Source organism: Bifidobacterium olomucense (assembly GCF_012932375.1).
In the GTDB taxonomy this organism is placed as follows: Bacteria; Actinomycetota; Actinomycetes; order Actinomycetales; family Bifidobacteriaceae; genus Bifidobacterium; species Bifidobacterium olomucense.
In genome coordinates this window covers 161,928-174,539 of the sequence record NZ_JAAIIG010000006.1, presented here as the reverse complement: position 1 = coordinate 174,539, position 12,612 = coordinate 161,928, and the positions used below count along the sequence as shown (strand labels likewise).

General features: G+C 61.6%; 8 protein-coding genes and 1 tRNA gene. All 9 read left to right on the top strand.

Annotated features, from left to right (window positions below):
- Positions 1 to 119 precede the first annotated feature (119 nt).
- Entirely contained in the window at positions 120 to 2,435 is a 2,316-nt protein-coding gene (locus G1C97_RS07950) for a heavy metal translocating P-type ATPase (protein WP_169241301.1), read from the top strand.
- 301 nt (positions 2,436 to 2,736) lie between these two features.
- Complete coding sequence (locus G1C97_RS07945; protein ID WP_169241300.1) at positions 2,737 to 4,023, top strand: MFS transporter; 1,287 nt, start codon at positions 2,737 to 2,739, stop codon at positions 4,021 to 4,023.
- Positions 4,024 to 4,176: 153 nt separating this feature from the next.
- Positions 4,177 to 5,535, top strand: coding sequence for a glycoside hydrolase family 30 protein (locus G1C97_RS07940; protein ID WP_169241299.1), 1,359 nt, complete (start codon positions 4,177 to 4,179; stop codon positions 5,533 to 5,535).
- A gap of 174 nt (positions 5,536 to 5,709) precedes the next feature.
- Entirely contained in the window at positions 5,710 to 6,378 is a 669-nt protein-coding gene (locus tag G1C97_RS07935; RefSeq protein WP_169241298.1) for a TetR/AcrR family transcriptional regulator, read from the top strand.
- Between the two features lie 638 nt (positions 6,379 to 7,016).
- Entirely contained in the window at positions 7,017 to 8,480 is a 1,464-nt protein-coding gene (locus G1C97_RS07930) for an FAD-dependent oxidoreductase (protein ID WP_169241297.1), read from the top strand.
- Positions 8,481 to 8,751: 271 nt separating this feature from the next.
- Positions 8,752 to 9,702, top strand: coding sequence for a zinc metalloprotease HtpX (htpX, locus tag G1C97_RS07925; RefSeq protein WP_169241296.1), 951 nt, complete (start codon positions 8,752 to 8,754; stop codon positions 9,700 to 9,702).
- A 156-nt stretch (positions 9,703 to 9,858) separates the two neighbouring features.
- A tRNA-Gly gene (locus G1C97_RS07920) sits at positions 9,859 to 9,932 on the top strand.
- A gap of 291 nt (positions 9,933 to 10,223) precedes the next feature.
- Positions 10,224 to 11,231 carry a DMT family transporter gene (locus G1C97_RS07915; RefSeq protein WP_169241295.1) on the top strand — a complete coding sequence of 336 codons (1,008 nt, stop codon included), beginning with the start codon at positions 10,224 to 10,226 and terminating at the stop codon, positions 11,229 to 11,231.
- Positions 11,232 to 11,438: 207 nt separating this feature from the next.
- Positions 11,439 to 12,506 carry a class II fructose-bisphosphate aldolase gene (gene fbaA, locus G1C97_RS07910; protein WP_169241294.1) on the top strand — a complete coding sequence of 356 codons (1,068 nt, stop codon included), beginning with the start codon at positions 11,439 to 11,441 and terminating at the stop codon, positions 12,504 to 12,506.
- The last annotated feature ends 106 nt before the right edge of the window (positions 12,507 to 12,612 follow it).

Genomic DNA, 12,612 nt, shown 5'->3' with positions numbered 1-12,612 from the left:
ATGTGCCGATTACCGGCTGGCCACGCGACTGCATACCCGCATCCGTCCGCGCGCCCGCCGTCTCGCTGCGACAGACGACCGCAGCGATCGGCCCCGTATACAAGAGTAAGGAGCATGAGATGCGTAGTCTCATCCGATTCTTCCAACGATTATGTGCCGCCGTCGTGCGCGTCTGCCGACTGGTGCCCATGCTGCCCGTAGTTGTCGTTACCGCAATTCCGTTGGCTGTACTGGGCCAGTGGCGTCCATGGGATGCCGCTGTGGCTGGACAGTCCAGTCTGTCCGCACAGCCCGCACAACACGGCGCGGCTTCCGCTTCCTCGATTGCGATTCCCGTCCTGGGTGATCCCGGCGTGGGGCAGTGGCTGGTGATTGCGCTGGTACTGATCATCGTGACGGACACAATCCGCGGCATGATCGACGACATCCGCAATGGCCAGGTGGGCGTTGACCTACTGGCGGTGATGGCGATGCTGTCCACCGTGGCGGTTCACGAATACTGGGCCAGCTGGGCCGTGACGTTGATGATCACCTCAGGCGAAGCCATCGAAGAGTATGCGCAAAGCAAAGCCGAGCACAGTCTGACCGCGCTGGTCAAAGCCGCCCCGCAGACCGCGCACGTCGTCACCCTGCCCGGCGTGGGCCGCGGCAAAATCCAAACCGATTCGGCAAACGACGGCTTCCGTCATACTTCATCCGCTCGTTTCGCGGCGGCCCAGCGATTCGCCACGGTCCCGGTCGCCCAAGTGCAGCCGGGCGATGTACTGATGGTGTTGCCGGGCGAAATCGTACCGGTGGACGGCGAGTTGCTCTCCGGCGAGGCGACACTCGACCTGAGCGCGATCAACGGTGAGCCGGTGCCGCGTACGGTGTTCGCCGGTGCCCGCGTGATGTCTGGCGCGGTGAACGGGTCGGCGGCGCTTACCATGCGCGCCACCCAGCCGGCCGCCGAATCGCAGTATCAGCGCATCTTGCAGTTGGTGGAGTCCGCTCAGGAATCCCGTCCGGCCGTGGTCAAAACCGCCGACCGGCTGGCGGTGCCGTTCACCGTGCTTGCGTTGGTGATTGCTGGTGTCGCTTGGGCTGTGTCCGGCATCCCGACGCGATTCGCGCAGGTGTTGGTGCTCGCCACGCCCTGTCCGCTGCTGATTGCCGCGCCTGTGGCGTACATCGCCGGTACGTCGCGCTTGGCGGCGGCCGGCGTGCTCATCAAAACCCAGGATGTGCTGGAAAACTTGGGCCGAGTCACGCAGGTGTTCTTCGACAAAACCGGTACGCTTACGGTCAAGCAGCCGCAGGTGGTGCGCGTGGAGATGTTGCCGGGCGTGGAAACGCAACTGAATGAGGATCATGTGCTGATGATGGCCGGTGTGGTCGAGGGCTACTCGGTGCACATTCTGTCCAAAGGTATCGCGAAGGCCGGTGCGGAGGCGATGGCTCGATTGCGCGCCCGGTTCGCGGCCGGCCAGCGTGACTGTCCGGAGCCGGAGGCCGGCATGCCGGGCCATGGCCGCGACTATCCGGTGGTCAAGAACATCGAGGAGACGGCCGGCAAGGGCGTGTCCGGTACAGTGAACGGACATGCGGTCCGTGTCGGGCGGCTGTCGTTTGCGGCCGCGCAGGAGGACGGCTTCTTGCCGGCGGCCGCGGGTGGCGTTGCGGACTCCCGTCGGGCGGCGGACGCTGACTCCCCGGGACTTGCCGGTAAGGCCCGAAATTCCGCGGATTTGCGCACGCGATTCGGGATGCTGCAGCCGGATGAGATGGCGTCCTATATGTCGGTGGACGGTCAGTTGATCGCCCGCATTGTGTTGCGCGATGTGCCGCGCGCCAACGCCAAGGCCGCGCTCGCCGCCCTGCATGGGCTCGGTGTTTCCAAGCTCGCGATGCTCACCGGAGACAAGCGCGCTTCGGCGGAGATCATCGCGCGCGAAGTCGGCATCGACGAAGTTCACGCCGAACTGTTCCCGGAAGACAAGGTGGCCGCAGTGTCGGCGGCGACTCGGGACGGCTCCGGTGACAGGCCGGATGGGCGCGCCCTGTCCGTGCCTCGCACAGGAGTCCCGGCCGGTAAGGACTTCATGGCGAAGCCCGTCACAATGATGGTGGGCGACGGTGTGAACGATGCGCCGGTGCTGGTCGCAGCCGACCTCGGCGTCGCGATTACCGACGGCACCTCCACCGCCGCTTCGGAAAGCGCGCAGGTGGTGATCATGAACGACGATATCGCCGCCGTGCCGCGCGCCATCGCCATCGCCCGACGTACCAAGCACATCATGCTGCAGGCCGTGGTCGCCGGACTCGTGCTGGCGGTGATCGGCATGATCGCCGCCGCGTTCAACCTGATCCCGGTGGTAGTCGGTGCCTTCCTGCAGGAGGCCATCGACGTGGTGAGCATCCTCTGGGCCCTCACCGCCGTGCTGGACCGGCGATGAGCAAGGCGGTTCTTCGGCCGGCTTGAGGACCTGCCCTGGCGAACAGCCGCATGATGCGGCTATTCGCCGGATGATTTTTCTTGGGTTTGTTTGCTGTAATGCTGCGTGTGAATGCGCGGAAACCGCATGATTCCAAGCGAAACGCCCTGCTGAGAGGCCTTGTTTTCCGATTTGACTTAATAGTCATTAAGTGTAAAGTGGTCATCGTCAACAACAGAACATCGCTTCGACTGCGCATAGTGATGGTGCTGGTTCATTGCAGAACAGTGCGAGCCGAGTCGATGGCAACAAAGGAGTAACGATGTCCGTTTCTGAAGCGGTATCAACAGCCTCGAAAGCGTGGACTGGCTCAGTAAGCGATGATGAGCAGCCCAAAGCCCCTATTCTCATTGGCGTTGCAACGGCCCTCGGCGCCATGCTGTGGCTCGGCCCGTACCTTGGCGTAAACGCCGTGCTGCTGCCGGCCAAGGTCGAAATCATCGATCCGGCGAACAAGGCCAGCATCATCGCATTGCTGTCCGGCTCCGCAATGGTGTTCGCCACGCTCGCCAACATCATCATCGGCGGCCTGTCTGACCTTACCCGCAGTCGTTGGGGTCGCCGTACCCCGTGGCTGATCGTCGGCTCCGTCGGCTGCTTCGTGATGCTGCTCGTCTTCAACGCCGTGCAGACCGTGCCGCTGCTGGTGGTTTCATGGTGCCTGTACCAGGTCTTCCTCAACGCGCTCGTCGCCCCGATCGTCGCGGCCATCGCCGATCGTGTGGCGCCTAAGCACCGTGGCCTGATCTCTTCCATCTACGCATTCGGCTACGTGATCGGCCAGTACGGTGGCCAGCTCGTCGGTGCCCAGTTCCTTGGCCCGAAGATCGGCACCGGCATCATCGTGATGAGCGTGCTCACACTGCTGTGCGGTCCGATCACCGTGCTGCTCATGCGTGAACAGTCCAGCCTCGGCATGGAGAAGAAGAGCTTCACCTGGGATATGTTCGTGCAGCACTTCATCTTCCCGGTCAAGGATTGCCGCGACTTCTACCTCGCCCTGTTCGGCAAGATGCTGGTGAACACCGCCACCACCGCCATCATGGCCTATCAGCTTTACATCCTGAGCGATTACATTCATCTCGATACCGCCGGCCAGAAGAAGTACGTGTCCATTATCTCGATGCTGCTCATGGTCACCGCCATCGTGATGTCCATCGTCGCCGGCCCGATCTCCGACAAGATCAAGAGCCGTAAGATTCCGGTGGCGTTCGCCGCCCTGCTGGTGGCCATCGGCGTGGCCATGCCCATGGTTTCCAGCGCTCCGTGGACCATGGTCGCCTACGGTGCCATCGCTGGCCTTGGTATGGGCATCTTCTTCGCCGTCGATCAGGCGCTGAACATCGAGGTGCTGCCGAACGCCGAGAACGCCGCCAAGGATCTGGGCATTCTGAACCTCGCCAACACCGGTTCCCAGCTGCTCGGCCCGATCGTGGCCGCCGCCATCGTGCTCGTGTCCGGTGGCAGCTACTATGGCCTGTTCCCGGTATGCGCCGCGGTCTCTGTGATCGGTGCCGTGCTGATCATGATGATCAAGCGCGTGAAGTAATCGCGCCGGCCGGCCATCCCGCCAAACCGGACCCCAGCCGATCATCGATAAGTCGATCGTCGATAAATACATACCAACCCAACACCAATATCAGCCAAGGCATTCTCGTCACTTTGACTGAATACTGATTAACCAATAAGGAGATTTCCGATCATGGTCACATGGATTGAAACCACCGAGGCCAATCGCTGGCAGACCAAAGAAGCCCCGGCTCAGGGCGCGACCAGCGAACTGGGCGTCACACTGACCGGCGGCAAGGAGCAGGAAGTAGAAGGCTTCGGCGGCTGCTTCAACGAACTCGGCTGGCTGCCGCTGCAGCAGCTGAGCGAGCAGGACCGCGAACAGGTGATCAAGGAGCTGTTCAGCCCCGACGAGCTCAACTTCCGTTTGAACCGCGCCCCGATCGGCGCCAACGATTTCGCCGCCGACTGGTACAGCTACGACGAAACCCCGGGCGACTACGAACTCAAGGACTTCTCGGTCAAGGGCGACGAGCGCGCCGTGCTGCCCTACATCCGCGCCGCCAAGAAATACCAGCCGCAGCTCTCCGTACACTCCAGCCCGTGGAGCCCGCCCACGTGGATGAAGAACCCGCCGGTCTACAACTACGGCAAGCTCGTCATGACGCCGGAGAACCTCACGGCCTACGCCAACTACTTCGTCAAGTACGTGCGCGCCTACCGCGCCCTTGGCGTGAACGTGACCCGCGTCTTCCCGCAGAACGAGCCGTGGTCCGACGCCAAGTACCCCACCTGCAAGTGGACCAGCGAGCAGCTGCGTATCTTCATCCGCGACTATCTGGGCCCCACCTTCGAGCGTGAGAGGCTGCTCGGCAAGGCCGAAGACGGCGGTGTGGAGATCTGGCTCGGCACCCTGAACGGCCCGCGCGACATGCAGTTCGTGAGCCTCTACGGCATGGTGCTCGAAAACTACAACCGCTACGTCGACAACATTCTGATGGACGACGAAGCCCGCAAGTACATCACCGGCATCGGCTACCAGTGGGAAGGCCGCGACTGCATCGAACGCACGCACAAGGCATGGCCTGAGCTGAAGCTCATGCAGACCGAATCCGAGTGCGGCATGGGAGACAACTCCTGGGAGTACGCCGAATACATCTTCCACCTGGTCAACCACTACCTGACCCACGGCGCGCTGGGCTACACCTACTGGAACATGGTGCTCGCCGGCACCGAAAGCACGTGGGGCTGGCATCAGAACTCCCTGTTCTCCGTGGACACCGAAGCCAAGACCTTCACCCGCAACCCCGAGTACTACGTGATGCGCCACTACTCGCACTTCGTCAAGCCGGGCGCTCGCGTGCTTGACCTTGAGGGTCGCTTCTCCTCGATGGCCTCCGCCTACGAGAACCCGGATGGCTCGCTGGTCGTGGTGGTACAGAACGCTCTGGAGCGCGAGGTGAGCTTCAGCTTCGCCGATCCGACGAACGCCGACCGCGCCTTCACCGCAACGTTGGCGCCGCGCTCCTTCAGCACCTTTACGCTGGACTGAGTGAGCAGCACAGCCGCTCGGTAATGCTGCACTGCAGCGCCTAGGTCTTCCCGACATCGCAATCGATGATTGGGAAGACCTTTTTTGTATGTGATTTGTATGTGATTGGGGGCTCTGCGCATTCCTGCGCATCGTATATGGTGACTGTGTATGCGAATGCTGGCAATGTGATTGATGAAGGTGTGGTTGGCCGCAGTGGTTGGATCGAAAAACGGGGCGAAACGTACGCGAGGCGTCAAGGATACCAAGGCTCAGATGACGGCGGAGGAACGCCGCATCAGCATCATCAACACCACCACCCAGTTCGTGGCGCAGCATGGTTTCTGGGGATTGCGTCTGCGCGAGATCGCCGTAGCTGAAGATATGACTGAAGCCGGCCTGCTCTACCACTTCGGCTCCAAAGAGGGGTTGCTGCTCGCCGTGCTGGATTATCGCGATAAAACCGATCGCGCGGCGTTGTATGGCCGTCTCAATGTGCCGTTGCCGGCCGGTGGCGAGGCCATCAGTGACGAGGATGATTTTCCCGTCGGACTGCGCGATCTGACTGTTGCCACTACCGAGCGCAATGCCACCCAGCCGGAAATCGTTCGCCTGTACACCGTGTTGGAAGGCGAGGCCTTGAGCCAGAATCATCCGGCATATGAGTACTTCCGCAATCGCGAACAGTGGGTGATGCGTGAATACACGCGGGCGGCGCGCAATGACGGTGCCGCCGAGCCTGAGCGCACCGCCCGTCAGGCGCTGGCCGCCATGGACGGTCTGCAGATGCGTTGGCTCTACGATCCGGATTCCATTGATCTCGCGAGCGAGTGGAAGCTGCTCGTCGATCGTATTCTGCGCTAGCGGAAGGCCGAATCCCCGTAATCTGACATTAGCGAGGCCCGTGATCGTGCAGTATCCTGCTGCCGTAGCTGCTGAGTGTCCCGGTTCTGAGTTGCAACGTTGAAATTTGCTACGGGGACAAGATTCCTTGTCCCGGTAACGAGTTCTTGGCGGTTTTGTAATACCGGGACAGATTGCTGTGCTCGAATGCAGCTGAACGTCATTCTTCATAATTCGGAATTGTTGGAATTCCGCCATTTTCTCTACGATCGATGCGTGTAAGGCAAGAAGTTCGCAGAGTTAATCTGTCTCGGTAATCCCAAATCAGGCAAAATAGCGTACCGGGACATGAAAACCTGTATCGGTATGGAGAAAGCGGGAGACATCGTGCCGCTGGTACAGGGATTGAGTTGTACCGGCCCGTTTGAATAAGTGCGCGGCGGTGCTGATCAGAGACTGCCGCGGCTTTCGATATTGCTCGGGAAATCAACCAAGCTGCGTACGCTGATCCCGCGCGATTCGCGCATCTCGTGCAACTCGGGCGGCGATGATATGCGTCGCACGACCCGCGTGCCCCCAGCTTCGTCCTGTTCGGCATCACGGAATTCCCACTGCTTTACCCCTGTTGCCGCGGCATGCTTTGCGATAACCTGTAACGCGTGACTGAATCTGTGAATACTTCCGCAACCAACGAATTGCGTATTGCTGTGATCGGCGCTGGCCCGGCCGGCGTCTACTCGTCCGACATCTTCCTGCGCCAGCTCAAGAAGCTGGGCGAAGAGCTCGGCCTCGGTACCCAGGCCCGCATCGACCTGTTTGAGAAGCTGCCGGTGCCGTTCGGTCTGGTGCGCTACGGCGTGGCTCCGGACCACCCGTCCATCAAATTCATCGCCTCCGCACTGGAGAAGACGCTCGACAACCCGGACATCCACCTGTACTGCGACGTGGAGTTCGGCAAGGACGTGACCCTTGAGGACCTGCTCGCCCGTTACGACGCCGTACTGTTCGCCACCGGTGCGGTCAAGGACAAGCCGCTGAACCTGCCCGGCGCCGATCTTGACGGTGTGTACGGCGCCGCCAAGTTCGTCGAATGGTACGACGGTTACCCCACCGGTGCCCGCGAGTGGCCGCTGACCGCCGAGAACGTGGCTGTGATCGGCGGCGGCAACGTGGCCATGGACGTGGCCCGCGAGCTGATGCGCAACGCGGACGATCTCAAGGCCAAAACCGATATTCCGGACAACGTGTACGAGGGCATCGGCCAGAACAAGGCGAAGGTGCTGCACCTGTTCATCCGCCGTGGTGTGGCGCAGGCCAAGTTCAGCGTGCAGGAGCTGCGCGAGATGGAGAAGCTGCCCGGCGTGCAGCTCATCATCAACGAAGACGATTTCGAGCTCGACGATGAGACCATCGAGGTGGCTGGCAAGGACAAGCTCACCCGTCAGATGGTCGAGGAGCTGTTCACCATTCGCGAGATGGCCGAGGACATGGAAGACGACGGCGACGTGGACTTCGAAGGCAACCCGGCCGATCGCAAGTACTACGTACACTTCAACTCCGCTCCCACCGAGATTCTGGGCGAGGACGGCAAGGTGAAGGCCATCCGCGTGGAGCGCACCGAAACCGGTGCCGACGGCAAGATGCACCGTACCGGCGAGTTCACCGATTACCCGGTCGAGGCCGTGTACCACGCGATCGGCTACCAGCCGGCCGAGGCGCCGGGCATCGCCTACGACAATCACGGCGCCCATCTGGCCAACGCGAACGGCGACGGCCGCATCACCACTGATCCCGACGGCGGCGAAGTGCGCGAGCGCCTGTACGCCACCGGTTGGGCCAAGCGCGGTCCGGTCGGCCTGATCGGCTCCACCAAGTCCGACGCTCTGGCCATCGTGACCAACATGCTTGAGGATCTGGCCAAGGCCGCCGAAGGCGGTCGTGTGGCCGCCGATCGTGACCCCGAATCGATCGACCGCCTGCTCGCCGAGCGTGGTGTCAAGCCGATCGACTTCGCCGGCTGGAAGAAGGTGGACGCGTTCGAGCGCGCCGAGGGCGCCAAGGAAGGCCGTGAACACAAGAAGGTCATCGACCCCGAGCAGATGCGTGAGCTGGCTTTGGCCTGATGCGCTTGACGGCGCTGATGCGCTGACGGCGTGACCGTGTGGAATCGCACGGGAATCACGTGGAACTGCGTGGCAACCATGGGCGGCTGGGTGTACCGGCCGCCCTTTTGCATGTGCGTATGTGCGTGCTGCATGTACTGCATGGAAGATCGCGTGATCGGACCGGACCGGTCGCGATGTGCTACGGGTGCCGAGAGCATCACGAATATCTTGATTTTTCTCCTCGCGCATATCCAGCAATCATTCAGGCTATATCCTTAGGCTGAGCCTCATGGATGCCAAAGTACGGGTGCATGGCCACATGAACGGCCTGAAGACGACGCTGTTGTTTGCCTTGATGTGGGCCGTCATCATGCTGATCTGGTGGGCTACCGGCGGAAGCCGCCAGACGCTGGGCGTGTACATTCTCATCGGTTTGGGCACCACGTTCTTCTCCTACTGGTTCTCCGACAAGCTCGCCATCGCCTCGATGGGCGCGCGTGAGGTCTCGGAAGCGGAAGCCCCGGAAATCTATCAGATCGTACGTGAGCTGAGCGCCCGTGCCGGCAAGCCGATGCCCCGCATCTACATAGCTCCTACGATGAGCCCCAACGCCTTTGCCACCGGCCGCAACGAACGTCATGCCGCCGTGTGCTGCACCCAAGGCATTCTGCGGATTCTCAATGCCCGTGAACTGCGTGGCGTGCTTGGCCATGAACTGATGCACGTCTACAACCGCGATATTCTGACTTCCGCCATCGCATCGGCCATGGCCACCGTAATCACCTATCTCGGCTATTCGCTGATGTATTTCGGCGGCGGCTCGCGCGATAACCGTGAAGGCGGATCGGGCGGTCTCGGATTAATCGGCGTACTGCTCAGCGCAGTGCTGGCTCCGATCGCTGCCTCACTGATTCAGCTGGCCATCTCGCGTACCCGTGAATATGACGCCGACGAAGACGGCAGTCTGCTGACCGGAGACCCGGAAGCCCTTGCGTCCGCGCTTAACAAGATTTCCTACGGTGCGCAGACCACGCCGTTGCGCAAAACCGCCGGCACCCAGTCGGTGGCTGCCATGATGATCGCCAATCCGTTCTCTTCCGCCGGGTTCGCCAAGCTGTTCTCCACGCACCCGCCGACCGACGAGCGCATCGCCCGCCTGATGCAGATGGCGCATGAGATGAACGGCGCGTCGCTGCAGTCCGGTGGCGCGGTCCCGTATTCGACGCGGGTGTTGCGCTAATCGCTAGTCTCTAGTCGCTAGTCGATTGGTGATTGCGGCGGATGTGGTCGCGACGTAATCACGGACAGCGTGGTGTACCTCGGCACTAGGGCGTGATACAGTGGTGACTCGTGCATTCGAGTGTTACGGCGGTCGGGTGCAAGCCATACGGCAATTGCGGATGTAGTTCATCGGTAGAACGAAAGCTTCCCAAGCTTTAAAGGCGGGTTCGACTCCCGTCATCCGCTCCATTGATAATCATTGAAATTCCGCCGTTTCCCCATGTTTTGGACTGAAAAAACGTCTTTCCGAGAACAATATGAGAACGATTCATATCGTCTGAGTGCTGTCTGGTGCAGCAGCCCTAAGTCTTGGTTTGGGTTGTCGTTTGTCTGTCTTCTCTATTGCTTGTGAGGTTTCGGGCTTGCTTGTGGGGCGACGGCCGCTCACGCTTCCCGAGGACGGACATATTGTGCCCACCCCTGTTCCCGACGTCAATGGCTGGGCACGCCATAAGGCGAGTTGGCGTAGTGTGTTGGTCGATGCGTGACTCAACCTCAATAGATGCGACCGATGCGACCGATGCGACCGGTATCGAGACCGGGCAATCCGACGCGGTTTCGGCCCCGGCGCCGGCCAAGCCCAAGCGATCCGCCCCCACCTTCGAGCGCACTCCGCGCGATATTGTGATCGGTGCGGCATTGGTGCTCGCCGGTGGCATGCTGTGGGGTATCAATGCCACGGTTTCCAAGATTTTGATGGGTGCCTACCATGCCGATCCGCTGTGGATCGCATGCGTTCGTCAACTGGCCGCCGGCGTGATCTTTCTGGCATGTTCCGCCGTGTTTACGCCGCGCAAGCTGATCGGCGTGTGTCGCGATTGGCGTGTGTGGCCCAAGCTTGTGGCCTGCGCGTTGGCCTGTGTGCTGCTGGTGCAGGTGGCCTATCTCAACGCTATCGATTGGACGAATTCCGGCACGGCCACGGTGCTGCAAACGCTCAACCTGCTGTTCGTGTTGTTGTTCGTCTGCGTGCGGGGCAGCCGACTGCCGCGCGTGCGGGAGAGTGTCGGTGTGGTGCTCGCGTTTGTCGGAACAGTGCTGATTGCCACCGGCGGCGACTTGGCTCGGCTCAGCTTGCCGCTGCCGGGTTTAGCGTGGGGTTTGATTGACACGTTATGCACGGCGGTGATGTCGATCGCGCCGATCGCCATGATGGCCAAATGGGGCAATTTCACGGTAAACGGCATGATGTTCATCGTCTCCGGCGTATTGTTGGTGCCGTTTGTGCGGCCATGGGCAAGCGCTCCCGCATTGGACGGATTGGGGATCGCGCTGATGACGTTCACCGTGGTGGGCGGCACGTTCGGCGCCTATTGGCTGTTCCTGGCCGGCACACAGCGGTGCGGTGCCATGCGGGCCACGATGCTGGGCACCAGTGAGCCGGTGACCGCCACGATCTCCGGCGTGCTGTTCGCCGGCACCGTGTTCACGCCTACCGATCTGGCCGGATTCGCGATGATCATTCTGATGGTGTTCCTCATGCGGTAACGAGCGGTACCTGCGGTGATGCGTGCGGTGGCGTCGGGTACCTGCGGTGGCGTCGTCCGCGCCCATACCTGCACCCGCACCTACACCGACACCCACGCCCACATCCCACAACAGCGTTCCCGTCAGCAGTCCCCGCTGTGACCAATCGCACAGTCGCCGAACCGACAAACCGGTGCTGGCGGGCAGTCCCCGCGCGATAATGAAGCCATGACAATCGCAACACCGGAACGCTATGCCGAAATGCTTGATGCCGCACGTCGTGGCGGATACGCTTACCCTGCCATCAATGTGACCAGCTCGCAGACGCTGAACGCCGCATTGAAGGGCTTCGCCGACGCTGAATCGGACGGCATCATCCAGGTGTCCGTGGGAGGCGCGGCGTACGTATCCGGTATGGGCGTCAACGATCGCGTCACCGGTTCGCTGGCCCTTGCCGCGTTTGCGCACGAAGTGGCCGCAAAGTACCCGAACATCACAGTGGCCCTACATACCGATCACTGCGCCAAGCAGTACCTCGACGAATGGGTCCGTCCACTGCTTGCCCACGAGGCCGAACAGGTCAGGCGCGGTCAGGAGCCTACGTTCCAGTCGCATATGTGGGACGGCTCCACTGTGCCGTTGAAGGAGAATCTGGACATCGCCGAAGAGCTGCTTGACAAGTCGCAGGCGGCCCACACCATTCTGGAAATCGAAATCGGTGCTGTCGGCGGTGAGGAAGACGGCCACTCCGCCGAAATCAACGAAAAGCTGTACTCCAGCCCGGAAGATGGTCTGGAAGTGGCCCGCCGACTGGGCTTGGGCGAGCGCGGCCGGTACATGGCGGCGTTCACGTTCGGCAATGTGCACGGCGCGTACAAGCCCGGCGTGGTCAAGCTGCGTCCGGCGCTGCTCGGCGAGATTCAGGCTCGCGTGGCGCGTGCGGTGGCCGAGGGTGAGTTGCCGAGCGCGGCCGGTCAGGTGGCGTTCCCCAACGGCAAGCCGTTCGAGCTGGTGTTCCACGGCGGCTCCGGTTCCACGCCGGAGGAGATTGCAGAGGCGGTCAGCTACGGTGTGGTGAAGATGAACATCGACACCGACACCCAGTACGCGTTCACTCGTCCGATTGCCGACCACGTGTTCGAGAACTACGACAAAGTGCTCAAGGTCGACGGCGAGGTCGGCGAGAAGAAGTTCTACGATCCGCGTTCGTGGGGTCGCAAGGCGGAAGACGGCATGACGCAGCGTGTGATCGAGGCCTGCCAGCAGCTCGGTTCCGCCGGCAAGGCGCTGAAGTAGGTGCGCTGACGTCGGTTCCGCCAGCCTCTTCTCAGCTTTTCAGCCGTATGGCAGCACTTTGGAAATAGTCAAGGTTTGAATTAGGGGAGCATTGGGGAAGCATTAG

Coding starts and splice junctions, on each gene's coding strand:
- G1C97_RS07950 (WP_169241301.1), top strand. CDS start 120: ATGCGTAGTCTCATCCGATTCTTCCAACGATTATGTGCCGCCGTCGTG.
- G1C97_RS07945 (WP_169241300.1), top strand. CDS start 2,737: ATGTCCGTTTCTGAAGCGGTATCAACAGCCTCGAAAGCGTGGACTGGC.
- G1C97_RS07940 (WP_169241299.1), top strand. CDS start 4,177: ATGGTCACATGGATTGAAACCACCGAGGCCAATCGCTGGCAGACCAAA.
- G1C97_RS07935 (WP_169241298.1), top strand. CDS start 5,710: ATGAAGGTGTGGTTGGCCGCAGTGGTTGGATCGAAAAACGGGGCGAAA.
- htpX (WP_169241296.1), top strand. CDS start 8,752: ATGGATGCCAAAGTACGGGTGCATGGCCACATGAACGGCCTGAAGACG.
- G1C97_RS07915 (WP_169241295.1), top strand. CDS start 10,224: ATGCGTGACTCAACCTCAATAGATGCGACCGATGCGACCGATGCGACC.
- fbaA (WP_169241294.1), top strand. CDS start 11,439: ATGACAATCGCAACACCGGAACGCTATGCCGAAATGCTTGATGCCGCA.